This is a genomic window from Akkermansia sp. AE01SA01 (assembly GCF_036417395.1).
Lineage (GTDB): Bacteria > Verrucomicrobiota > Verrucomicrobiia > Verrucomicrobiales > Akkermansiaceae > Akkermansia.
This window is the reverse complement of the sequence record NZ_CP143890.1, coordinates 1,538,337-1,562,484: the sequence shown is the minus strand read 5'-3', so window position 1 is coordinate 1,562,484 and position 24,148 is coordinate 1,538,337. Positions and strand designations below refer to the sequence as shown.

Below are 24,148 nucleotides of genomic sequence, written 5' to 3'. Positions count from 1 at the left end.
TAATGTCTTTCCTTTAATTTTCCGTTTTTCCTGCGGGGGAGGAGCCGGCCTGCATCTCCCGGACGACGGCCACCAGGCACCAGATTTCCCGCGCGCTCAGCACATGGCCAAAGGCCGGCATGTTGCCCTGCCCCAGGCGGATGCTCCGGAACATCCTGCCGGGGGAATAGGAGGCATACTTTTCATCCCGGAACGAGCCTATCTGCGGGTAGGATTCATAAGCGGCCATGTTTCCCCGGCCGCTTCCGTCCGGCCCGTGGCAGACGGAGCAATGCGCCGCGTACAAGACCCTTCCCTCCGCCAGAACGTCCCGGCTCCGGGAAACGCCGCCCAGTTCCAGCGGCATGGCTTCCTCATCCCCTCCCTGCGTCCGGCCGGAAGAAAAATAGGAATCGTCTCCGGCGAAAACGTCCCGGACGTCCCTGTCCCGCACAGCGTACGCCCCGCCCAGGGACTGGGCCACGGCGCGCGGAGGCAGCAGGCGGACCTTCCTGCCCGCGGGGGTGGAGGTGTCTTCCACGTGTTGCGCGTCCGTCAGCGGGCGCTCGCTCATGTTGTCAAAAATGTGGGGAACGGCTTTCCTGCCCCCGTCGTCATGAACCAAAAACCACCCTGCCGCCAGCACGGCCAGAACGGCAACCACCGCCAGGGCCCTTTTCACGAACGACCTCCTTCCCCGCCAATATATTCGGCAGCCGCGGGATTCAGGAATACGGCCAGCGCAGCGGCGCGTTCTCCATCTTCTTCCAGCAGGATAAAATAGCCGTCTCCGTGCTCATCCGTCCTGAAAAAATCGCAGTCAAACGCCCAGTCGTGCCATTTGGGAAGAAAAGCCCCTTTCAGGAATCCCAGGGCGGTCAGCACTCCGGCGCCCAGCAGGGTTCCTTCAAACAGGGGCGGAACATAGGCGGGCCAGCTTTCCCAGCCCTGCACCCGGCCCTGCGTCACCAGGGGGTCCGCACAGAACTGGGTCCAGTAAATCCACAGGGCCACGGCCAGAAAGCCGCACAGGCCGCCCGCCACCGCCCACAGCCGCACCCCCGCACCCACGGCCCGTCCCGCATGGCGGTTGGCCAGCCGTACGGCGGCGCAGGGATAAGGCGCGCAGACTTCCCAGCGCAGACCTTCCTCCTTCAACAGCTTTTTAACGGCTTCCAGGAGGGATTCCTCGGAAGAGAACGAAAGCACCCAGCCGGATACGATGCGTTTTTTCATGCCCTGCCCTCCCTGTCCAGAGACTGTTGTTCCCGCACGTCACACAGGGAAAAGAAGGGCGTGACGCGTACCAGGATCATGTACAAGGCCGTAAACAGGCCCGCGCTTCCGGCCATCATGGCCAGGTCCGTCAGGCTGGGAAAGTAATCCCCCGCATTGGCCGCCAGCAGGGACGCCTTCAGGGAATCCACCACAATCCAGAACCGCTCCATCCACATGCCGGCAAGCACCCCCAGGGCCACCACGACGATGACGAGCGGATTGGTCCGCAGGGAGCGGAACCAGAATAACTGGGGCAGAACCACGTTCCCGGCAATCATGGCGGCCATGAAAACGGGGCCCACCGGATTCCGTCCCGGGAACAATTCCGGAGCGCCCCCGTTCAGCAGCACGGCCATGTGCTCCCACAGGTACATGGCCCCCATCACCAGGGCCAGGGCCAGCACGAATTTGGAACTCAGATTCAGGATGGCGGGCGTGATCGCCTCCCGCACGCCGCTTCCGGCCATCAGCCGCCGCACCGCCAGCAGAATCAGCTGCACCATCGCCATGCCGCTCAAAATGGCGCCCCCTACGAAATAGGGCGGAAAGATGCTCTGGTGCCAGCCGGGCACCTGGGTCACGGAAAAGTCAAAGCTCACCACGGAATGGACGGAGACCACCAGCGGGGTCAGAATGGCGGCGAACAGCAGGCTGGCCTTCTCATAGGCCCTCCACTGCCGCCCGGTTCCCTGCCAGCCCAGCGCCAGCAGCCCGTAGCGGCGTTTCAAGCGCTCCGTGCAGCAGTCGCGCAGCAGGGCGAAGTCCGGAATCAGGCCGATGTACCAGTACGTCAGGGAAAGCAGGAAATACGTGCTGACGGCCATCACGTCCCACATCAGGGGGGAGGCCATGTCCGGCCAGATGCCGCTTACCTCCGGCAGAGGGCCGGCCATCCAGGCCATCCAGACGCGCCCCACGTGGACCACGGGGAACACAGCGGCGCACACCACCGCGCACAGGGTCATCAGTTCCGCGCCGCGGGCGATAGGACTTCTCCAGGACTGGCGCGTCAGCAGCAACACGGCGGAAATCAGGGTGCCCGCATGCCCCAGCCCTATCCAGAAGACGAAATGCACGATGTCCAGCCCCCACACCACGTTGTTGTTCAGCCCCAGCACGCCCACGCCTTCCGCGGCGATGCGCCAGGAACTCCATCCCACGCCCCAGGCGGCCAGCAGAACGCTGGCGAGAAACACGCACCACCACACCGGCCCCAGCGGCTTGCGCACTTCCGCCAGCATGGCCTTTACGGGAACCCCTGCAGGCAGTGTTGAAGGCGTTGAATCATCCATGGCGGCAATCGTGGAAAGGCTCGCTAAAGATTACTTGCCGCTCCGCCAGCGTCAACCTAAAAGACATGACATTTCCCGTATGCACGCTGCGCGCCAGTGAAAAACATTGATTCCGGAAAAGCATTCATTAGCATGGCCCTTGAAGGAACAAGCCGCGGATTTTCCGGAACACAACGACGAACCAGTATGAAACAAGCCGAATCCAGTCATCACCCCCTTCCCCCTCATGCGGGAAAAGATTCCGAACATATTTGCATCAAACGCAAATACCTCATCTGGTTCCTGCTCGTATCCCCTGTTCTCATCATCTTGTTACTTGTTCTGGAACATCATTTCATTCCCCAAATAACCCATCTGCCTTATCCGACAAGCATTTCCGAATTTGCCAACCAGTTTATCCTGGCCAGCACGCTGTTCACGGGGCTGGCTTTTTCCGGCCTGGTCATCACCATTCTGCTTCAATATACGCAATGCAAGCAATTGTCGGAGCAGCAATACCTCATGAACAGGCAAATGTTTGAGAATTCCTTCTACAACCAATTGCATCATCTACACAATCTGGCCAATAATACCCAAATCACTTTTTACAGGAATTGCCGGTCTCCCCACCTGGAAACAGGACATGAAGCATTCTCCCATCTGTTCGATGTCGTTCAGTCCGTCGGCCTGAAGCTGCAAAACTGTAAAAAACTTTCCCTCTCCGAGGAAAATACCATCCGCCAGGCGGATGCCTCCATTTCCCCGTTTTTAAGATCGTTCTTTTCTTTCGCCCACATGCTCCTTGGAAATGCTGATTTTTCCGGCGAAGAAAGAGAACATTACGTTTCCCTGTTATCCGACAGCCTTTCCTTTAAAGAAGCTTATATCCTGGGAATATACGGACGGACCTACCAATTCAATTACGCAGAAAAAAAGATCAGCGAAGTTTTAACGTACATGAACCGGCGCCGCCTGTGGCAAAAGGATGTCATTCAAGATGTCTTTGGCTCCCAAAGCATTTTCTCCATATTCAAAGCCGTCGTCAACCGGGACAACAAGGACCTCCCGGAAGAATAGACGGCCATTTGCATCCATCTGAAACGCGACCCGCCCTTCCCAAATTCTTTTTTCATGGAAATGCCATTTTCATCATCCGGAGCCCTCATCAAGCATCCTTCCGCCGGCCTGCTGCTGGGTGAAGGACCGTTCCGGGAATCGGCCGTTCCTCCCGAATCCGGAGCCGCCTTTTACGTTAATACGTTCAGGCTGGACGATCCCCTGCCCTGGAAAATACCGGCGGCCCTGCATTCCCTCCCCGAGCCGGAGGGCGAACTGCCCCCCGCGCCGGAAATCCGCTGGGAGGCACCGTCCCCGGACGCCTATGCTCAGGTGTTCACGGAAATAATGGAGCAGATCGCCTCCGGCCGCCTGGTCAAGAGCGTCCCCGCCACACCCCAGTTCGGGGAGCTTCAGCCGCCGCACGTTCCACAGGAACTCATCCGCAGGGCCTTCGGAAGCTCTCCCTTTCATTATCCCTATGCCTGGTGGACGGAGAAGGAAGGCTTCTGCGGAGCGTCTCCGGAAACCCTGTTCCACCAGCAGGGCCGCCGTCTCACCACAATGGCCCTGGCCGGAACGGCGCGTCCGGAGGATGAAGGCGTGTTCATCAACGACGACAAGGAAATCCGGGAACATGAAATCGTGGCCGGGAGCATTCTCTCCCGCCTGTCCCCCTGCGGCAGCGTCAGCCGCACGCCCCGCCGGGTGCTGAATCTCGGCACGCTGATCCACTTCGTCACCTACCTGACGCTTGAAGCGGACCGCCCCCTGCCGCCCGACCACTGGATTCGCCTGCTGCATCCCACGCCCGCGCTGGGTTCCCAGCCGCGCACGGAAGAGACGCTCGCCCAACTGGACGACTGGCGTTCCCGCCTGCGCTGCCCGCCCCATTTCGGCGCGCCCTTCGGACTGCTGCTGGACAGGGATTTTTTCTGCCTGGTAGGCATCCGCTCCATGTACTGGCAGGGCCGCAGGCTGGCCCTGTGCACGGGAGGGGGTGTGGTGGCTTCCTCCACCCTCACGCACGAATGGCGGGAACTGAAGCTGAAAAGGGAGACGGTCAGGCACAGCTTCCACCTGCCTTGAAGCCTGTTCCCTCCTTCCTGATTATGCGGAAAACGGGTTTTCCCGGTCCCAAGTGACGGAAAGACGGTCAAATTTGCCCTCCACGGGGATTCTCCATACCCTGCCGTCCCTCCTGACGGAACCGCAGGGGATGCCGTCCATGGCCGCCGCGACGGAAACCGCATCCGACAGGCCGTGCAGGACCACTTCCACGGCTTCATGGAAGGCGCAGGGGTCCCCCTGGCAGGTCCATGACAATTCCAGGGAAGAAGGGCCGCCCCGGAAAAGGAATTCGTGCTCGGCACATTCCCCGTGCCTGTAGCCGTAACCGTCTCCGGCATCCTCGTACAACCGGGATTCCACTTCCCCGGACGGAGCCCACCAGACGTCCAGCGACAGCGGAGGCCGCGGTATTTCCCCCACATACTGCTGGACGGGCCAGCGCGGCACCACCGCCCCGCCGCGGACATACACGGGCAGGAAATCCAGCGGGCATTTCACCCACACGTCCCTCCCGGTTTCCTTCATCAGGCTGTCGTCATGGTAGGAATACCAGATGCCCTCCGGAATGTAGAGAAAACGTCCGCCTTCCTGCGGTTCATGGATGGGGATGACGTACAGATGGTCCCCGAAAAAGAATTCGGCGCCGCGCCAGTAGGTGTCCATATTCTCGAAACACTGGAGAGCCAGAGAGCGCAGCACGGGCATGCCCGTTTCCGCATAACGGCGGAACTGGGTATAAATATAGGGAAGAAGGCGGTAGCGCCCTTCTATGGCGGCCTTCACGTATCCGGCTGCTTCCAGCCCGAACATCCAGGGTTCCTGGCCCCCGAATTCCCCGGAGGAATGGTTGCGGAACAGGCCGTGGAAAGCCGCCATCTGCATCCAGCGGCAGAACAGTTCCGGCGTGGGATGGCCCAGAAAGCCCCCTGCGTCTGACCCAGCAAAGGAGATGCCGGAAGCGGCAAGACGCTGGCACTGGAAGTTGGCCAGTTTCAAATGCTCCCAGTTGGAGCGGTTGTCCCCCGTCCAGGTGGCGGAAAAACGCTGCAATCCTGCAAATCCGGACCTGGAGAGCAGAAAGGGCCTTCTTCCGGGGGCATGGCGCTTCATCGCCTCCAGGGAGGCTTCCGCCATGCACTGTCCGTAAATATTGTGGGCTTTTTCATGGGAGCAGGGCATTCCGTCATATTCGTGCCGGGTATCCATCGGGAACGTGCGGTCCGGGAAAATGACCGGCTCGTTCATGTCGTTCCACAGACCGCGGACGCCGATTTCCTCAATGTCCTTCCTGTACAGTTCCGCCCACCAGTCTCGCACGGCGGGGGAAGTGAAGTCCGGAAAGTTGCACAGTCCCGGCCAGACTTCCTCCGACAGCAGGTTGCCCTCCGAACGTCGGCAGAAGTAGTTGCGTTCCATGCCCTCCCTCCACACCGGATGTTCCGGGTTGATCCTGACGCCGGGGTTCACGATCAGCACCGTCTTGATTCCCTGCTCTTTCAGCGTGCCGACCATGCCTGCGGGATGCGGAAAATTCTGCAAATCCCACGTGAACCCCTCTTTGTTCCTCATGTAGTGATGGTCCAGATGCACGGCATCGCAGGGAATGCCCAGGTCCCGGAAACGCTCCACCAGGTTGAACACGGCCTTGTCCGGGTAATAGCTCCATTTGGACTGGTGGTAGCCCAGGGCCCACAGCGGAGGGAGTTCCGGCGTGCCGGTAAGGCGCGTATAGGCGGCCACAATATCCAGGGGACGGCGGTCGTAGATGAAGTAATAATTCATCAGCCCTCCGAAGGAGCCAAAGGAAAGAACCGTTTCATCAGTCGCGCCGAAGTCGAAGTAGGAGCGGCATGTATTGTCGAACAGCAGCCCGTACGCCCTCCCTTCCCTGAGGCTGAGAAAAAAGGGGATGCTCTTGTACAGGGGATCGGACTCCTCGTGAAAATCGTAATGGTCCGCTCCCCACATGGAGAAATACTTGCCCCTCAGGTTCAGGGCGCACGGCTTGTCCCCAAGGCCGAAGAAGTGCTCCGTCTCCTGAAGGCGCTTCCTGATCCATACGCGGCAATCCCCGGTCCAGTCCTTGGATTCCCGACCGAATCCGCTTTCATCCGTGAGCAACGGCTCATCCGTAACAATATCATAAAAATCCACTTTCTGCTCCTCCGTCCGGATGCGAATCCGCAGCAGGCGCGTTTCAATGACATGAATTCCCGGTTCGTCATATTCCCGGATTTCCGCGCCAGGCGCCACGTATTCCGGACTGACGGCATAACTCGGCTCATCCTCAGCCACCGCTCCGGGAAAATAAGCCACCCTTACGAGGCCCTCTTCCGCAATCCACACGCTGAGAGTTATTTTGGAAATGACATTTCCATACTCCCTCCTGATCACAGAGCCGCGGACAAGGGGCAGTTTCCGTTTTTCAGTGTTGTGGAAGGCGGCGCACATGGAAACAAAAGAAAGGAAAATAAGGAAACGCTCTGCCCATGCTAATCAATTCCATGACGAACGCAAGATTGAACTAAACCACCCTTTTTCTTTTCATTAATAGAACAAAATTACTAATTATTACTCTAGACCGGACATGAAAAATTTGATTTTATGGTTGTGGTGTATAACACGCCGTACCACTGCATTCTTCCCGACACCGACAACCCACATTAACCAATGAGTAATATCAAAGTTCTTACATTAGGGTGGGAGTTTCCACCACTGGTCAACGGAGGCCTGGGTATCGCCTGCCTGGGTCTTTCCAAGGCACTGGCAAAAAAGGTGGATTTAAGGGTGATTGTTCCCAAGGCCGATCCTTCCGTCCACACTGACGGATTTCAGCTCACGGGTCTCAACAATGTCTCCTACCGGGAAGTGGAGCAAGTGGACCGCAAGTATTCCTATGAAAGTTTCGCCATGGTGGAGCACGCTCCCATTGAACTGGACCCCTACACCACGGTGGAAGGGGAGTCCGGCATGATCCAGTTCACCCAGGAAGGGCGCATCTCCTTCTCCAGAACCCATGAGGCGGATCTCCAGCTTTTCAAAAACAAGGAAGACCTCTATGCCGGGGACCTGGCGCTGAAGGTCATTCAATTTTCCAAAATCGCGGCCAAAATCGCCATGCAGCAGGAATTCGACGTCATCCATGCCCACGACTGGATGACCTACCTGGCCGGCGTGGAAGTAAAGAAGGCCACGGGCAAGCCCCTGGTGGTGCATCTCCATGCCTCCCAATTCGACCGCGCCGGAGCGGACGCCCGCGGCTGGATTTACGACATTGAAAAATTCGGCATGGAACAGGCGGACGCCGTCATTCCGGTCAGCAAGTACACGGGCACCGTCGCCAGCGGCCATTATGCCATTGATCCGCATAAAATCTTTCCCATCCACAACGGGGCGGACCCGGTCCAGGTCTTCAAGGGCAAGAAGAAATTCCCGGAAAAACTCGTGCTTTTCCTGGGACGCCTCACCGCCCAGAAGGGGCCGGGCTTCTTCCTTCAGATCGCCGCCAAGGTGCTGGAGCAAACGGACGACGTGCGCTTCGTCATGGCCGGCACGGGGGAAAAGCTGCGCCAGTTGATCGAATCCGGCGCCTTCAAGGGCGTGGGGGACAAATTCCACTTCACCGGCTTCCTGAACAAGGACAAGGTGAACGACCTGCTCTCCATCACGGATATTTACTGCATGCCCTCCGTATCGGAACCCTTCGGCCTCTCCGCGCTGGAAGCGGCCCAGTTCAACATTCCCGCGGTCATCTCCAAGCAGTCCGGCGTGGCAGAAGTCATGAAAGGCGCGCTGAAGGCGGATTTCTGGGACGTCAACAAGATGGCGGAACACATCGTGAACCTCTGCACGGACGAAGAGCTGTACCGCAAGGTGGTGGAACAAAGCACGGAGGACATCAAGGCCTCCACCTGGGATTCCGCAGCAGACAAGGTCATCAGGGTTTATGAACATGTGCTGAACCGCTAGCCGGCAAAAAACATTCCATCCGCATCAATCAACCATCCAGTCCTCCTTCGTCCATGAGCAATATATCCCTCACCTTCGTAGCGCACCAGCCCAACCGCCTGATTCATTACGATTTCTTCAAGATAGGCGAACACGCCTTTTATGAGGACGACGACCTGAATGCACGCGTCTTGAGCACCGTGGCGGAACGCTGTTACTTCCCGGCCAACCGGCTGATGAAGCAGCTTATCGAAATGACGGAGGGAAAATTCCGCTTCGGCCTGGCGCTCAGCGGCGTCATTCTGGAACAGGCCCTGTACCACAGGCCGGACCTCATCGCCTCCTTCAAGGAACTGGCAGAAACCGGATGCGTGGACTTCCTGACCATGCCCTACTACAACTCCCTGGCCTCCGTGTATTCCCCTCAGGAATTCGCGGAACAGATCGAGGAGCACAGGGTATTGATCAAAAAGCTCTTTCATCAGGAATCCGACGTGCTGATGAATACCGGCATGCTGTACTCCAACGCCATTGCGGCCCAGGCGGAAACGCTCGGCTTCAAGGGCATCATGGCGGACGGCAATCCGGCCATGCTCAAGGGGTTCCAGAGCAATGAAGTATTCCTGGCCCCGTGGGTGTACACCACCACCACCATCTTCCGCAACCGGGAACTGTCCAACGACCTGGCCGTCATGCGCACCAATCCGGAATGGCCCGAATACCCCCTTTCCCCGACCACGTTCGCAGACTGGCTCACGCACCAGCAGGGCAGCGTCACGACGCTCTCCATGGACTATGAAACCCTCGGCGAACGCCAGTCGGACGCCACGGGCGTGTTTGAATTCTGGCGCACCATGATCATTGCCTGCCTGGACGCCGGCAACCGTTTCATGACTCCGTCCGAGGTCGTGCGGGAAATCAAGCCCCTCTCCGTCTGCGAATGCACGCAGGAGATGACCTGCTCCACCTTCGGCACCATGTCCCATTGGAACGGGAACGTCATGCAGGACGAAGCCATCCGCAAAATCTACCGCCTGGAAAAGCCAGTGAAAGCCGCCAATGACGAGGACCTCACGCACGTCTGGCGGAAGCTTCAGAGCGCGGACCACTTCCATTATATGGAAAAGGAAAACTCCTTTACTCCGTATGCCTCCGCCTTTGACGCATACATCTATTACATGAACGCTCTGGCGGACCTCCAGATCCGCGTCAAGCGGGAATCTCCGAAAGCTGCCGCCGTCTGACTCTGGAATATTTCCAGGCCGCGAGGAAGGCGTTATTTCTTTTCGGAATTATGTAGAATAATCTTGTTGGAATATCGCATTGCTGCTAACGCTGATATTCGGTAATAAATTGACGGGAGAGACAGCCAAAACGACTGATACAAGACTAAAGTAAATAGTTTCGTTTCTTTTTAACAATTTCACGCATCTGCGCCTGCCCATGTTTCCCATGGCCGGCAAGGGCCTGCGATATTCCCGGAAAACAGCTTTAAACCATTTTCCCGCTGGAACATGGTGGTTTCCGCATCCGGACAACGGACGGCAGTCCGGCAAATGCGATTTCCTTTTTTCAGGAATAAATCCTGCCAGAGCGGCTATCACGGCACGCGGGAACGGCATGAATGAATGCCTGCGTCCGGCCTTCTCTCCATTTTTATTGACTCCACTTGGAGTCCGTATTAAAAATATTTAACAATAAAGTTAAATGTAAAATGAATAACCCCGCTTCCCTGCAATATACGCTCAGGGCCCTGGCTGACCCCACGCGCCGTGAAATTCTGGAAATACTTAAAAACGGCGCCATGCCTGCCGGAGAAATTGCGGAACATTTCAGCATCACCGGAGCCGCCATCTCCCGCCACCTGTCCGTTCTGAAAGAAGCCGATCTTGTCCGCGACCACAGAGACGGCAAATTCATTTTTTACGATGTCAACCTGAGCGTCCTCCAGGAAATACTGGTCTGGATAGGCAATTTCAAGGCGGCCCGCGAAACATCCTCCGGCAAACAGGACAAAATCATCGGAACCCAGCCCAACCATTAAACGCCATGCAGCCATCCCCGCACCCTGCTCCATCTTCCCCGTCCTGGTGGACCGGGCCGATTTTCAGCGAACTTGCCATCGCCCTGTTTCCCGCGCTGACTTACTATGCCGCCGTATCGTCACGGCTGCCCGCCCGCGTCGCCGTGCATTTCAATGAGTACGGCATTCCCACCCGTTTTGCAGACAAGGACAGCGTGGACGCCCTCCTGGGATTCATTGGCCTGGGAATCCTGGGTTTCCTCATCGGGAAGGTTCTCCGCCTGATCATCCTTCTGCCCATTCATTTCAGCAGGAATGAAAACAACAGGCGGATTGGTGCGAAGATGGCCACATACGTGGAATTTTTCCTGGTCGTCCTGTTTTCCTATCTTTGCCTGGCCATTCAAAAGACAAGCCTGACCAATACGGTCAGCCTGGAAGACACGGCCAAAGTCATCTTCATAGGCATGAATATATTCCTCCTGCTCATGGTCAACGTTTGTCCCAAGATAACGCCCAACAAATGGTTGGGAATACGCACCCCTTATGCCTTCAGCAGTGATGAAGCATGGGTAAGGGTTCAACGCCTTGGCGGCAGGTTCCTGTTCTGCGGAAGCCTGTTCAACATCCTTGTGACGCTCTTCCTTCCCGGTTCCTTTCCTGTAATCTTCATTTTTAACATGGCCTCCCTCCTGCTCCAGGCATTGGTCATATTTCTCTGGAAGCCCCACAGGAACAGGACTGAAATTCCACCTTCGTCCGGCAGCGGCGCCTGTTGATGACCGTCCCGGGCGTTTTCTTCTGAAAAACATTGGCGGGGGAAAAATCCAAGGAAAGGGAGACGGTCGGCAGGGAATGCTTCTCATGGACAGATGAAATGTGACACCCCTCATATTCTCCATGCGCCTCAACGGTCAAACGGCAGACCCGGCATGACCGGAAACCTGGAAGGAGGAAAATACCCTCCCTTCCCCACACCGCGGGAAGCCATGCCGGGTATGATGAATAATGGGAGTGTCCCGCTCCCACGAGGAAATCATCACTCTGTTTGGCGAAAAAGGAATCAAGACCTTCTGTGCGCCCCGGTATTAACTCCCTGAGCTGATGCGGAGTAAAACAAGGATCATGGAAAAGGATTCAGGAACGTGCAGAAAGAAGCTCAGTCCCGACCCTCACATGCCCTTACACCTCAGGATGCAAAATGCTGGCTGGCCTCGCGCCGTGTCGCGGCATTTCAAGAGTGATTTGACCTGACGGCGGGGCTTTTTCCAAGCAGACGGTCCGATCCCGGTCCGGGAAACCGTCAATACCCGATTGCCAGGCGCTTCAATTTATTGCGCAGAGTGATTTTCTGGGCGGAAGAAACGCGTTCCACGAACAGGATGCCGTTCAAATGGTCGCATTCATGCTGAAGGCAGCGGGCCAGAAGGCCGTTGCAGTCTATCGTCACCCGTTTGCCGTCCAGAAGCGTCAGGGTAGCCCTGACGAAGTCCGGGCGCACGACGGAGGCGCGTATCTTGAGCACGCTCAGGCAGCCTTCATGGCAGGGATGCATGGGGCCATAGGGCTCCAGCACCGGATTGATGAACTTCAGCGGCATGATGTCGGACAGCTGTTTGTCCTCCCCGTCCACTTTCAGCCAGGTGACGGATTCCTCCTCCGCCGGGATGTCGATCACGACGAGCTGCACAGGCACGTTCACCTGCGGGGCGGCAAGGCCGATCCCCTCGGCGGCGTACATCGTTTCCAGCATGTTGTTCGCCAAGTCTTTCAAACTGGCGTCAAGATGTTCCACGGGGCGGCATTTTTCTTTCAATACCGGATTTCCATACTGTACGATTTCCAACAACATGCGGGAGGGTGTTCTTTCTGGAGGATTTATGGTGCGGGGGATTTGCTGATTTCTATTCTGGCAGGAACTTCCCCGGCGTCAATACCCACAGACGTCAGCGCGTCCCAAATGCCTACGATGACGCCGAAGGCCGCCTTTTTGTCCACGTCAAGCTGAAGCTTGATGTCCGGATTTTCCCTTTTCAGCCTTTCCAGGGCGGCCGGCAGTTCGCCGATTTCCACCAGCCGCCCGTTCAGGGAGATTGAGGATTCCTCCGTCACGGCCAGCACGGCGCGCTGTTCCGTGGAGGGGGCGCCTTCAATGAATTCCGCTCCCGGCACGTCTATCTTCAACAGGGTCTGGGGCTTTTTCCACTGGGTATGGACGATGAAGAAGATGAGCAGGATGGTGAGGATGTCGATCATGGGGACGATGGGCACCCCCATGGTTCTTCCTTTTTTACGGTAAAACTGCATGGCCGGATCAGCGTTGGGAATGATAGCGGAAGGAAATCAGCTCCGTGAGCAGCACCTCCATGAACGCGGAAATGCGCTCCAGCTTGCGGGAATAATAGACATGGGCGATGACGGCGGGCGTGGCGATGGCCAGACCGGCGATCGTGGTGTTCAGCGCCTGGGCGATGCCCTGGGCAATCTGGCCGTGGCTTTCATCCATTCCGAAGACGCTGAATATCTCAACCAGCCCGCTGGCCGTACCCAGAATGCCGAACATCGGCGCAATCATCACGATCATGTCCAGCAGGGGCAGACCCGCCTGAAGCGTGACGAATTCCTCCCGCGCCTTGACCTGGATCATTTCCTTCATGGACGCTTCATCCTCCATGCGGGAATTCAGGGTCTCCAGGACCAGCCTGCCCAGCACGGAACGGGAGGCGAGCGCCCGTTCTTCAAGTTCCCTACGGTCCAGGCCTCCCTGCATGTACTGTTCCACGGCGCGCACCAGCCTGTCCGGGGCGATTCCCCGCCGCCTCATGTTGAACATGCGGTAAATGATGGCGGCAATGAGCAGGATGGAACAGGCTGCAAGCGGGTACATGAAGATGCCGCCGGCCTGGAAGAATGTAATGCAGTCCTTGATGAAATTCATGATGGTATGTCAATGGATGGTGGTTATGGAATAGCTGTGTTGGTTGGTTTTAAAAATTGAAGTCGAAGTACATTTCCAGCGTCTCTCCCACGAGTTCGTTCCTCACTTCCGGCGGCATCGCGGGAAGCTTGGCGAGCTTGATGGCAAGGAAGGTAAAGGATTTCTGCACCTCGCTGGCCCCCACGCGGGAGGTTTGCCTCATGGAGGTGACGTTCCCGTTTTTGGCTATCAGAATGCGGATGCGGACGGTTCCCGCGACGATCAGGTCACGGTTCAGATCACATTGGCGGTACCACTGTTCACCGATGGCGCGGTAAACGATCATCTGGTACCTGCCCAGGGGGGTAGCTTCCACATCCAGAGTGGGACGGCGGCCAAAGCTGAATTTGCCCGTCAGCTTGGTCTTCCGTTCATGCGTCTTGAAACCGGGCTGGTTTTCCGCATTGAACATGGGATCGTACAGGGGCTGTTTCTGCGGAGGCCGCGCATTGGGGGGCAGCTGAAGGTCCGGAAGATTGAGGGGAGGTCGGTCCGCGCCCCTGGCGATGCTTTTTGCCAGTTCCTCCAGAGCGTCCGGCTCTTCCGGCCTGCCGGGCCGGGGCAGCGTGACCGCGTGGGGAAGCTGCATGACATGCTCCCGCGCAGGCGTCCTGTCCTGCCGGGCAAGGCCTTCTTCCCCGACGGCGGAGGGGGAGCCGGTGGCATTGGGAGAAGGATTCAGTGCGTCCGGATGCCCAGGCGGAGGGGAGGACGGCTCCAGCGGCTGGAAGGGCATGCTGGCGGAAGCCCCCGGATCTGCGTCCTTATTCCCGTCGCGCTCATGGCTCATGTCGCCGTCCTGCCTTTCCTGGTCAAACAGGACGATTTCCCCGTTTTCCCGCTCTTCGCCGTCCTGGGCGGGCATGTCCCTGCTGCTGTCCGGGTCCTTGCGGCCGCCTTCCCGGCGCGTATTGCGGTTGCCTTGGAACCGGGGAGTTTCCGGTCTGGTGGCACTTTCCTGTTCCTCACTGGTTTTCACCGTGGAAGGCAGCCGTTCCTGCGGAGCCTGCCTGTTGCCCTTCTTCTCCGGCTCCACCTTCCTCACCATGCGGGCGGTCACCACCACCTGGCGGCGCACCTCCGCCGGCCGCGGGGAGGCCAGCCATTCCTCCGGCACCAGATAAGTGCCCGCCAGCAAAAACAAATGGGCCAGAACGGACAGCAAAAGACACGCGCCCCAGGAAACCCGGAACAGCCTGCCTTGCCGCCGTTGATTGAAACTCATGGGGGTAACCATTCCACGGTTCGGTGATGAATGCAATGGAGAAAGCAGACATGTTTGCAAACGATTCCGCAATTTAGTATTGCACAAGCCTGCGCGCGAAGACATAATTGTCAGCGATTATTCATACGCCCGCCTATACCGCACAGAAGGCGTCTCCTTATCATACTTAACACCTCCATTACATGGCCAATCTCAACAAAGTATTTTTAATGGGCAACCTCACTGCCGACCCCGAACTGCGCTACACGCCCAAGGGTACGGCCGTCACGGACATCCGCCTTGCCATCAACCGCTATTACGCCGGAGACAACAGCGAACGCCAGGAAGAAACCACCTTCGTGGACGTCACCCTCTGGAACCGCCAGGCGGAAGTGGCCGGCAACTATCTCAGCAAGGGGCGCGGCGTCTTTGTAGAAGGGCGTCTTCAACTGGATTCCTGGGAAGACAAGGCATCCGGCCAGAAGCGCACCAAGCTGCGCGTGATCGGAGAAAACATCCAGCTCTTCCCCCGCGGCGGCGATTCCTCCGACATGGGCGCCGCCCCCCGCCAGCAGGCCGCTCCCCGTTCCAGCAATTACGGACAATCCCAGGCCCCCCAGAACTACAATCCTCCCCCCATGCCCTCCAATCAGCAGCAGTCCAACGACTTCGGAGACATGGACGACGAGATTCCGTTCTAAAGCCCCAGGAATCTCATTAATAGCTTTCCCAAGCCGCCTTTCCTCCGGGTCAGGCGGCTTTTTCATGAGCCGACGGCTTCTTAAACAAACAAAAAACATGGGGAAAAACTCTCTCCTCCGTCCCTTTTTCCCATGGCAAGCGATTTTTCTCCCGTAAGCTTTAACGGATTAAAAATTCCTCTTCACGGTATTAAATATTCCGGATTTTGCAAAGAAACGGACCACACCACAAAAACAGGTCTCATTTTTCCGTGCCCGGAACATTGATTTTCCGCTGCCGTCTTCAATAAACAGCTCCGGGATATTTAAAAAACGAGTCCGGGATGCAGAAAAAAAACGCTTTCCTCCAATGGAGTGGGAAGAATATTTTATTTGCAATACCTGAAAAAACAGGCATTTGCCTTCCAACTGAATTTCCGCTTTCTCTCCTGATTGTTTCTTTCAATTATTAATATGTATTCATTCTCGATTGACGGCTGTTCCGAAATGTCGTTTATTCAGGCCAACATGATGAAGATTTCCACCAGAGGGCGTTATGCATTGCGCATGATGATTGATCTTGCGCAGCATCAGGACAAGCAATACATATCCCTCAAGGAAGTCTCCGTCCGGCAGGATATCACGGTACGTTATCTGGAACAAATCATCGCCATTCTGCTGAAAGCGGGTTTTGTGCAAAGCTCCCGGGGAAAATCCGGCGGCTACCGCCTGACCAGGCATCCCCGTGAATACACTACGGAAGATATTCTCAAATTGACGGAAGGCTCCATGCTGCCCATCTCCTGTGTAACCACGGAGAGCAATCCGTGTCCCCGCGCGGCAACGTGCACGACCCTGCCTTTCTGGCAGGGATTGCAGGAAGTTATCGAAGACTATCTGAGAAACGTCACTCTGGAAGATTTGGCCATCCAGCAGAAGGAAGCGGGCTGCGACTATGGAGCCGGCATTTGATCCTCCCGGTACGGCCGGAACGTTCCGACTACCTTTTTCCCCTTTCTGGTCCTCATGCCCCACTTTTTTCAGCCGGTACTTGACATGGATCCTTTCTTTCATTACTTATTCCCTAGTTTTCCGATAGGAATATAAAAACATGAGCAAAAAATATCGATTTGAAACACGCCAGCTCCACGTGGGCCAGGAGAATCCCGACCCAGTTACGGACGCCCGCGCCGTCCCGATTTACGCAACCACTTCCTACGTCTTCAAGGACTCCGCGCAGGCCGCCGGACGTTTTGCCCTGGCGGAGCCGGGCAATATTTACAACCGCCTGATGAACCCCACGGCGGACGTTTTTGAAAAACGCATCGCCGCGCTGGAAGGTGGAGCCGCCGCGCTGGCCGTAGCCACCGGAGCCGCCGCCATCACCTACGCCATCCAGAACATCGCCCGCGCCGGGGACCACATCGTTTCCGCCGCCACCGTGTACGGAGGCACGTACAACCTGTTTGCCAACACGCTCGCGGAAAGCGGGATTGAAACCACCTTCGTGGACGCCGGGGACGTGAACAACTTCTCCAAGGCCATCCGGGAAAACACCAAGGCCCTGTACGTGGAGAGCCTGGGCAATCCGAACTGCGATATTGCGGACATGGAAGCCCTGGCGGAAATCGCCCATGCCCACGGCATTCCCCTCATTGTGGACAGCACCTTTGCTACGCCTTTCCTGTTCCGTCCGCTGGAGCACGGCGCGGACATCGTCGTGCACTCCGCCACCAAATTCATCGGCGGCCACGGTACGGTGATGGGCGGCGTGATTGTGGACGGAGGCAGGTTCGACTGGACGCAGAACGACAAATTCCCCGGCCTTTCCAAGCCCAACGCCAATTACCACGGCGCCGTGTTTTCCGAGGTGTGCGACAATCTGGCCTACATCGTCAAAATCCGCGCCACCCTTCTGCGGGACACGGGCGCGACGATCAGCCCGTTCAACTCCTTCCTGCTTCTCCAAGGGCTGGAAACCCTTTCCCTCCGGGTGGAGCGCCATGTTCAGAACGCCCTGCGCGTGGTGGAATACCTGGCCGCCCATCCCCAAGTGCAGAAGGTGAACCACCCTTCCCTGCCGGAACATCCCAACCACGGTCTTTACCGGAAATATTACCCGAACGGCGGGGGCTCCATTTTCACCTTCGAGGTGAAAGGTGGCGCGGAAAAGGCTCGCAAGTTCTGCGAAAGCCTGGAACTATTCTCCCTGCTCGCCAACGTGGCGGACGTCAAGTCCCTGGTGATCCACCCGGCTTCCACCACCCATTCCCAGATGACGGAGGAAGAACTGAAGGCGGGAGGCATCACTCCATCCACGGTACGGCTTTCCATCGGTACGGAACACATAGACGACATTATCGAGGATCTGGAGCAAGGTTTCCGCGCCATTCTCTAACGATTTGCCGTCAAAAACGCTCATTTTCTTACAAGTCATGAAAATTTACAGGAACATTACGGAACTGATCGGCAGCACCCCCCTGCTGGAACTGGCTAACTACGACCTCAGGCACGGCCTGAATGCCGTCATCCTGGCCAAGCTGGAAGCCTTCAACCCCGCAGGCAGCGTAAAAGACCGCATTGCCCTGGCGATGGTTGACGCGGCGGAAGCCTCCGGCCGCCTGAAACCGGATTCCGTCATTATTGAACCTACCAGCGGCAACACGGGCATCGGCCTGGCGGCCGTGGCTACTTCCCGCGGGTACCGGATCATCCTCACAATGCCGGAAACCATGAGCGTGGAACGCCGCAACCTGCTGAAAGCCTACGGCGCGGAACTGGTGCTGACGGACGGGACAAAGGGCATGCAGGGAGCCATTGCGAAGGCGGAGGAACTCGCCGCCGAACTGCCGAACAGCTTCATCCCCGGACAGTTCGTGAACCAGGCCAACCCGGAGGCCCATTTCCGCACTACCGGTCCGGAAATCTGGAACGATACGGACGGCAGGGTGGACATCTTCGTGGCGGGCGTGGGAACCGGAGGAACCGTTACAGGCGTGGGCAGGTACCTCAAATCCCGCAATCCCGGAATCAAGGTCGTGGCCGTGGAGCCGTCGGCCTCTCCCGTACTCACCGAGGGTACGGCCGGACCGCACAAAATTCAGGGGATTGGCGCGGGATTCGTGCCGGAAACCCTGGACACCTCCATTTACGACGAAGTAATCACCGTCACCAATGAAGACGCATTCGCCACGGGCAAGGAACTGGCCCGCACGGAAGGCGTGCTGGCTGGCATTTCCTCCGGGGCGGCCCTGTGGGCGGCCACGCAGCTGGCAAAAAGGCCGGAAAACGCAGGCAAGACCATCGTCGTTCTTCTGCCGGACACGGGCGACCGCTACCTGTCCACCCCCCTCTTTGCAGATTAACCCGGCTGCCGTCATACCTTCAATGAAATCATTCAACCTCCACCTCTACCTGGTCACTGACGAAGCGGCCAAATGCCGCCACGGCCTGCTGGAAACCGTCCGGAAGGCCGTGGACGGCGGCGTCACCATCGTGCAGTACCGCTCCACCAATCCGGACGCGGGCACCTGCTACCGGGAAGCCCTGCCCATCCGGGATTTCCTGGCGGCGCGCGGCGTCCCCTTCATTGTCAACAACCGCATTGACCTGGCGCTGGCGCTGGATGCGGACGGCGTCCACATCGGCCAGCGGGACCTTCCCGTACCCTCCGTGCGCGCCATGATCGGCCCGGACAAAATCCTGGGGCTGTCCGTCTCCAACATGGACCAGCTCCGCGCCGTGGACGCCTCCCTGGTGGACTACCTGGGGATGGGGCCCGTTTTCCCGACCATTTCCAAACTCAACGCCCCGCCCGTGCTGGGCGTGAAGGGCTTCGCCGCCCTGGCCTCCCGGTCCCCCCTGCCCGTCGTCGCCATCGGTGGGCTGGATGCGGAACGCGCGCGCCAGGTGCGGGCCACGGGAACGGCCGCAGGCATTGCCGCAGTCTCCGCCATTTGCGGAGCGGAGGACCCGAAAGCCGCCGCACGGGCGCTGGCCTGATCGTCCGTCTTTCCGGAAACACTGGACAACAAGACACTCTTTCAAACGCCATGCCTTCATCATCCGGCCTTGTCAGCGCCGTCTCCTCAGATCTGGAAAAAATCAGGGAGGAGGCCCCGCTGGTGCTCTCCCTGACCAACTCCGTCGTGCAGCCCCTGACGGCCAACCTCCTGCTGGCCGCGGGAGCCGTCCCCGCCATGCTCAACGACGCAGAGGAAACAGTGGAAATGCTGCGCGGCGGAACAGGCGCCCTGCTGGTCAATCTAGGCACTGTCACGCACGAACAAGGCGCCGTCATGCAGACGGCCGTGCAGGAAGCCAACCGGCTGAACATCCCCTGGGTTCTGGACCCGGTGGCCGTGGGGGCGCTCTCTCTCCGCACGCGGCTGGCACGGCAGTTGAAGGAACAAACGCCCCGCATTATCCGCGGGAACGCCTCGGAAATCATGGCCTTGGCCGGTTATTCCTCCGTCACGAAAGGACCGGAAAGCACCAGTTCCAGCGCAGACGCCCTGCAGGCGGCCAGGGAACTGGCCCTGCACACGGGGGCGGCCGTTCTCGTCACGGGCCGTACGGACTATTCCACGGACGGTCACCAGGTGGTTTCCACGGAAAACGGGCATCCCATGATGTCCCGCGTCACGGGCGTGGGCTGCTCCATGGGCGCGCTGGCCGCCGCCTGCGCCGCCGTCTCCCCATCCCCGCTTCAGGCGGCCGTTTCCACCGCCGTCCTGATGGGAATCGCCGGGGAAATGGCCTTTGAACAAAGTCCGGCCCCCGGCTCTTTTGCTGTCTCCCTGCTGGACTGCCTTTACTCCCTTTCCCCGGAGGATGTAGCCCGCAGGGCGCGCATCCTTTCCCCTTAAGAATTCCGTCCCTTCCCTGGGGACAGGAAGAAAAACAAAACACCGCATTCCTCCCGGAATGCGGCGTTTGTAATTGAACGGCCATTTTATCCGTTCCGCTGAACGGAGCGGCGCAGGAACAACGCTCCCGCGGCAGCCATCAGCAGCACCGCGGCGGACGGTTCCGGCACCGGAGCCGCAGCCGTAAACGCAGCAGACTGCATGGAAACCGGAGCGGAAACTTCATTTGGTGTCCACACCATGTTCATATCTTTGGAGTCTTCACTCTTTTGCAAGCTCCACTCCCCGTAGGCCGAATAATCCCCGGCGGCGGACGTATCCAGCGTGAAATTGCCCGTCAGCATGGCGTTATCCCCTCCGTCAATGAAATTCAGGATTCGGGATGTATCCCAGAAATCGGTGGAATAGTCGATGGTCAGGGCTGCCAGTTTCAACATGGCTCCCGCGTCAATCCGGAAGACGCCGGACTGAAGCATCAAACTGTTGCACGCCAGTTTATCTCCGGCGGGTCCCCCCATGTACAAGGTCAATTCAAAGATGGAGCCGGCTTCCATCGTCGTATTCCCGGTCAGGGTGGCGGAACCGGCCAGGGTGCCTCCATCCTTCACCAGAATATTGTTCCCCAGGCTGACCGCAGCGGCATCCGCTCCCGTTCCGCTCAAAACAAGGCAGCCGCCGGAATGGACCGCAACCTGCCCCGTTCCAAGAGCCTGATGGGAAGCGGCGACCAGCGTTCCCCCATTGATCGTCGTGCCCCCGGAATAGGTATTCCTGCCGGACAAAACCATGATGCCGTTGCCCGACTTGGCAACGGCGCCTTTGGCACCGGAGAAATTGACGATATTACCGGAGATGTTCAAATCGGACGCCGCCGTACCCCGTTCCACTACAAATGCCGTGGGATTGCCGCCCCTTAGCCGGACATTGATATTCCCGATTTCCGACGCCTTCTCCGCCGCCCTCACCTGGAAAACGGTGTCCGTCCAGACGTCCATGCCGCCCTTGCCCGTCAGCACTTCGCTGTCCAGCATTCCCCCCGCCATCGTAACCGTCATATTCCTGAATGTCTGGTTTCTCGTATCGTTCAGCAACAGCGTTCCCCCGTTGATCTCCACATTCCCGACGCAGGCGTCATTCCCTGAATTGCCGAAGCAGTCAACCCCGCGGAGAGCAACCCTTCCGCCCTGGTTAATCACCAGACTCCCGCGGATGATGCCCTCCTTCCCTCCTGAAATAAGGAACAGCGTTCCCGCATTGACCGTAGTTCCTCCCGTATATGTCTGGCGTTTCTGCACGGTAAGCAATCCGGAACCCTCTTTCACGAGAACACCCGTGCCGGATATCTCTGAATTGCAGAAAACAGAGCCGGAAACGTTGAAGGAAAGAACTCCCTTGTTGACCACAGGACCGGTGCCCAGAGTTCCATTCCTTTCCCCATCGCCCACGGCCAGGGTTCCTGCTTCAATCGTCGTCCCGCCGGAATAGGAATTGCCCCCGGTCAGCACCAGCGTTCCTTCCCCGGTTTTCATAAGAGAACCGGCTCCGGAAATCACGCCGGACTCTATTGCGGAACCGGAATCCACCTCCGCCCGGAATATGGATCCCGCCCCGGTCAGCATCACATTTCCGCTGTGGCTGCCGCCGGAAAGAATTCCGAACGTTCCCCCTTCCGCCACGTTGACGGAAGAAGCCACTTCCGCATGCGCTCCTGCCGTAAACCGCGCGCCATTCTCCACCTGAATTGTTCCGGTAGTAAAAATGGCCGTCTGCCAGTCGTTTTCATCCACATAGCCTCCGGCGTGCAGCGTGGGAACTCCCGCAACCTTCACCTCTCCTCCCTGCACCGTCCATGTCCCGGAATTGAGGATGACGCCGGACAGGTTCCAGACGGAACCTTCCGCCGTTCCGGGAGCATACGCCACGTTCAACTGGCCGTTCTTCGGGGAACCTTCATCCAGAAAACGACCCAGGTAATTCTGTTCCCCATTCCCTGTAAATGTGAAGGTTACGGTGGAATTGGCAAGAAAATTGCCAAAGCACGCTCCCGAATCCAGATGCGTAATAGCGGATAAGGACAAGCTGTGACCATACATATCCACAATGCCCCCGCGGTGGCCGAAAATAAACTCCCCGGATAACTGGTTTTCTCCCTCCAGACGCACTATCGTCTCCCCTCCGTTCATCTTCACATGATGGGCGGCATAACCGTCCCGGTCCAGAATCAGCATGCCTTCGCCTCCCACATTGATATCCGCCGCATTGTTCCCATGTCCTCCCACAATCAGCATTCCCTCTCCGATCTTCCGCCACTCGTCCCCGGAAGCTCCGGTCAGCAATGTGGTGACCGCGGCTCCTTTATTGACCACGAAGCCCGCGGTATTCAGGCGGTACGAAGCATTGCCGCCGTCGCTCAGCACGTAATCGTGGTTGAAGGTCAAGGAACCCGCTCCGGTGTCTACGGAACCCTGCAGCACGATCGCTCCGCCTGAACCGTCAAAAATCAGATTGGTGCACGCATTCAACTGCTCATTGGTCGCCTGCGTGCCTTGCGTGGAGGTATCCCCGCGCAAGCCGGAAGCAAGTCCGGTGTAATCCGTGGCAAGATCTCCCTGCACGAAAGTGCCGTTTCCATCGGCATCCGTCACATTCCACAGCACGGCACCGCCTCCTGCGGACACGCTGACGGTGCGGTTAAAGCTGTCCACGTAAGCCTGCGCCCACTGGTTGCCGGAACGCATGTGGGTAGTCAGCCCATAACCGCTTCCGCCGGCAGACTGGGCGGCCCCGACCCATTCCCACTGCCCGGAATTCTCATTGTACACGCAACAGGGACTGCCGCTGTCCCCGGACAATGCGCCGGAAGGCAATGGATTGGCTTCGGAAGGCCTCTTGAAACCGTACCAAAACCGATAGGCCGGATAGGTTTTGGCGTTTTCCGGGTTCGGATCTCCGGTTCCGTTTACTTTTGCCTGCCCCTCAAAAACCAGAGTGCCTCCGGTCAAATAGCCATAGGAACCATCAATCCTTTCCTGCTTGCCGTTTCCAGTGGCGACCGCCTGAACTCCGGCCCCCGCCCTCATGACCAGCCTTCCCTTCATGTTGTCCAGATATTCCGGGTCCGTCAGGTAGGGAACGTATTGCGCCTCCGTCACAATCTTGCTCAGCCGCTGCACGCGGTAGTCGTACGTATAATTGTTGGGTGTATCGCCCCACGCATCTTTTCTCGTGACGCTCCGGTAGGAATCGTAAAACGGAGTTCCGGGCGTGGCGCCAAAACGTTTAGTGAACGTAACGAAAGAATTGTAATAATCATGCGCCACCGTCGCAATGAAACCGGGCCCTCCCACCAGCGCGGCCTCTCCAATATGGGCATCCGCCACACTGTCGAAATTCATCATCCGGGAGATGGTGCCCGCGTAATTGCCCTCTTTGTCATAAATGGCAATATTTTCCGCATTGACGTCAAAAACGCCCCGGTTTTCCGCAAAATCGCGGTACGTCTGGACGTCAAAGGAATCCGCCATCAAGCCGCCGTAAGCAGAAGAAAGGAGGCAGGCAGCCCCCAGCAATCCGGAATGATAGATATAATGTAAATTCATGACAGGATGGAATTAACAGGTTAAACAGTTTGAATGATTAATGTTCAAAATATTTCTATAAATCAATCCATAAATTCAAAAACATGTGTCCAATTACGGCTTTTACCTTTCTTCGCCATTTGTTGGAAATGATCAAATTCACTTGTTTCCAACAATATTCATTACATTCTTATTACAAAAAGAATGGCGGCGGA

Annotated in this window: 22 protein-coding genes; 13 read left to right on the top strand and 9 right to left on the bottom strand. The window is 57.8% G+C overall.

The annotated features are described in order from the left end of the window. Nucleotides 1-13: 13 nt before the first annotated feature. From V3C19_RS06300 to nrfD, 3 genes are read right to left on the bottom strand one after another with little or no spacing between them, the layout of a single operon-like run. Nucleotides 14-661: a cytochrome c gene (locus tag V3C19_RS06300; RefSeq protein ID WP_130082824.1), complete on the bottom strand. Its 648-nt coding sequence runs from the start codon at nt 659-661 to the stop codon at nt 14-16. Beyond that, nucleotides 658-1,215, bottom strand: a complete 558-nt coding sequence (locus V3C19_RS06295) for a quinol:electron acceptor oxidoreductase subunit ActD (protein ID WP_130082826.1) — start codon at nt 1,213-1,215, stop codon at nt 658-660. Before V3C19_RS06295 ends, V3C19_RS06300 begins: the two co-directional genes overlap by 4 nt. Further along, nucleotides 1,212-2,549 (bottom strand): NrfD/PsrC family molybdoenzyme membrane anchor subunit, encoded by a 1,338-nt coding sequence (gene nrfD, locus V3C19_RS06290; RefSeq protein WP_130082828.1) that lies wholly within the window; start codon nt 2,547-2,549, stop codon nt 1,212-1,214. Before nrfD ends, V3C19_RS06295 begins: the two co-directional genes overlap by 4 nt. Before the next feature lie 186 nt (nt 2,550-2,735). Here nrfD and V3C19_RS06285 point away from each other — a divergent pair, with 186 nt between their 5' ends. Further along, on the top strand, nt 2,736-3,605 hold the full coding sequence (locus V3C19_RS06285; RefSeq protein WP_130082830.1) for a hypothetical protein: 870 nt from the start codon (nt 2,736-2,738) through the stop codon (nt 3,603-3,605). Nucleotides 3,606-3,665: 60 nt separating this feature from the next. After that, nucleotides 3,666-4,673, top strand: coding sequence for a chorismate-binding protein (locus V3C19_RS06280; RefSeq protein WP_161981273.1), 1,008 nt, complete (start codon nt 3,666-3,668; stop codon nt 4,671-4,673). Between the two features lie 21 nt (nt 4,674-4,694). Here the strand turns inward: V3C19_RS06280 and V3C19_RS06275 are convergent, their stop codons facing one another. After that, nucleotides 4,695-7,106: a TIM-barrel domain-containing protein gene (locus V3C19_RS06275; RefSeq protein WP_295932763.1), complete on the bottom strand. Its 2,412-nt coding sequence runs from the start codon at nt 7,104-7,106 to the stop codon at nt 4,695-4,697. A 219-nt stretch (nt 7,107-7,325) separates the two neighbouring features. Here V3C19_RS06275 and V3C19_RS06270 point away from each other — a divergent pair, with 219 nt between their 5' ends. From V3C19_RS06270 to V3C19_RS06250, 5 genes are all read left to right on the top strand, one after another. Further along, on the top strand, nt 7,326-8,624 hold the full coding sequence (locus V3C19_RS06270; protein WP_130082836.1) for a glycosyltransferase: 1,299 nt from the start codon (nt 7,326-7,328) through the stop codon (nt 8,622-8,624). A gap of 53 nt (nt 8,625-8,677) precedes the next feature. Further along, nucleotides 8,678-9,847, top strand: a complete 1,170-nt coding sequence (locus V3C19_RS06265) for a glycoside hydrolase family 57 protein (RefSeq protein ID WP_130082838.1) — start codon at nt 8,678-8,680, stop codon at nt 9,845-9,847. Nucleotides 9,848-10,055: 208 nt separating this feature from the next. Beyond that, nucleotides 10,056-10,298 carry a hypothetical protein gene (locus V3C19_RS06260; protein WP_149874564.1) on the top strand — a complete coding sequence of 81 codons (243 nt, stop codon included), beginning with the start codon at nt 10,056-10,058 and terminating at the stop codon, nt 10,296-10,298. 19 nt (nt 10,299-10,317) lie between these two features. Beyond that, a complete protein-coding gene (locus V3C19_RS06255) occupies nt 10,318-10,647 on the top strand; it encodes an autorepressor SdpR family transcription factor (protein WP_130082842.1) in 330 nt (109 codons plus the stop codon). A gap of 5 nt (nt 10,648-10,652) precedes the next feature. Continuing rightward, the gene (locus V3C19_RS06250) at nt 10,653-11,405 is read left to right on the top strand and encodes an SdpI family protein (RefSeq protein WP_130082844.1); all 753 of its coding nucleotides are present in this window, start codon (nt 10,653-10,655) and stop codon (nt 11,403-11,405) included. A gap of 524 nt (nt 11,406-11,929) precedes the next feature. On the opposite strand, the gene def is transcribed toward V3C19_RS06250, so the two are convergent. From def to V3C19_RS06230, 4 genes are read right to left on the bottom strand one after another with little or no spacing between them, the layout of a single operon-like run. Next, nucleotides 11,930-12,478 (bottom strand): peptide deformylase, encoded by a 549-nt coding sequence (def, locus tag V3C19_RS06245; protein WP_130082846.1) that lies wholly within the window; start codon nt 12,476-12,478, stop codon nt 11,930-11,932. Nucleotides 12,479-12,504: 26 nt separating this feature from the next. After that, nucleotides 12,505-12,933, bottom strand: coding sequence for a biopolymer transporter ExbD (locus tag V3C19_RS06240; RefSeq protein WP_067573493.1), 429 nt, complete (start codon nt 12,931-12,933; stop codon nt 12,505-12,507). 7 nt (nt 12,934-12,940) lie between these two features. Then, nucleotides 12,941-13,564 carry a MotA/TolQ/ExbB proton channel family protein gene (locus V3C19_RS06235; RefSeq protein ID WP_067573495.1) on the bottom strand — a complete coding sequence of 208 codons (624 nt, stop codon included), beginning with the start codon at nt 13,562-13,564 and terminating at the stop codon, nt 12,941-12,943. Nucleotides 13,565-13,613: 49 nt separating this feature from the next. Next, nucleotides 13,614-14,828 carry a hypothetical protein gene (locus tag V3C19_RS06230; RefSeq protein ID WP_302389046.1) on the bottom strand — a complete coding sequence of 405 codons (1,215 nt, stop codon included), beginning with the start codon at nt 14,826-14,828 and terminating at the stop codon, nt 13,614-13,616. Between the two features lie 182 nt (nt 14,829-15,010). Between V3C19_RS06230 and V3C19_RS06225 the strand changes: the two genes are divergently transcribed. The 6 genes from V3C19_RS06225 (at nt 15,011) to thiM (ending at nt 20,355) form a co-directional block, all read left to right on the top strand. Beyond that, entirely contained in the window at nt 15,011-15,508 is a 498-nt protein-coding gene (locus tag V3C19_RS06225) for a single-stranded DNA-binding protein (protein WP_130082850.1), read from the top strand. Nucleotides 15,509-16,018: 510 nt separating this feature from the next. After that, entirely contained in the window at nt 16,019-16,459 is a 441-nt protein-coding gene (locus V3C19_RS06220) for an Rrf2 family transcriptional regulator (protein WP_130082903.1), read from the top strand. A 139-nt stretch (nt 16,460-16,598) separates the two neighbouring features. Beyond that, the gene (locus tag V3C19_RS06215) at nt 16,599-17,885 is read left to right on the top strand and encodes an O-acetylhomoserine aminocarboxypropyltransferase/cysteine synthase family protein (protein WP_295932773.1); all 1,287 of its coding nucleotides are present in this window, start codon (nt 16,599-16,601) and stop codon (nt 17,883-17,885) included. A gap of 37 nt (nt 17,886-17,922) precedes the next feature. After that, nucleotides 17,923-18,852 carry a cysteine synthase A gene (cysK, locus tag V3C19_RS06210; RefSeq protein WP_295932775.1) on the top strand — a complete coding sequence of 310 codons (930 nt, stop codon included), beginning with the start codon at nt 17,923-17,925 and terminating at the stop codon, nt 18,850-18,852. Nucleotides 18,853-18,874: 22 nt separating this feature from the next. Next, on the top strand, nt 18,875-19,489 hold the full coding sequence (thiE, locus tag V3C19_RS06205; protein ID WP_295932777.1) for a thiamine phosphate synthase: 615 nt from the start codon (nt 18,875-18,877) through the stop codon (nt 19,487-19,489). A 50-nt stretch (nt 19,490-19,539) separates the two neighbouring features. Next, nucleotides 19,540-20,355 (top strand): hydroxyethylthiazole kinase, encoded by an 816-nt coding sequence (thiM, locus tag V3C19_RS06200; RefSeq protein WP_295932779.1) that lies wholly within the window; start codon nt 19,540-19,542, stop codon nt 20,353-20,355. A gap of 86 nt (nt 20,356-20,441) precedes the next feature. Here the strand turns inward: thiM and V3C19_RS06195 are convergent, their stop codons facing one another. Then, a complete protein-coding gene (locus V3C19_RS06195; RefSeq protein WP_295932811.1) occupies nt 20,442-23,954 on the bottom strand; it encodes a S6 family peptidase in 3,513 nt (1,170 codons plus the stop codon). Between the last annotated feature and the right edge of the window lie 194 nt (nt 23,955-24,148).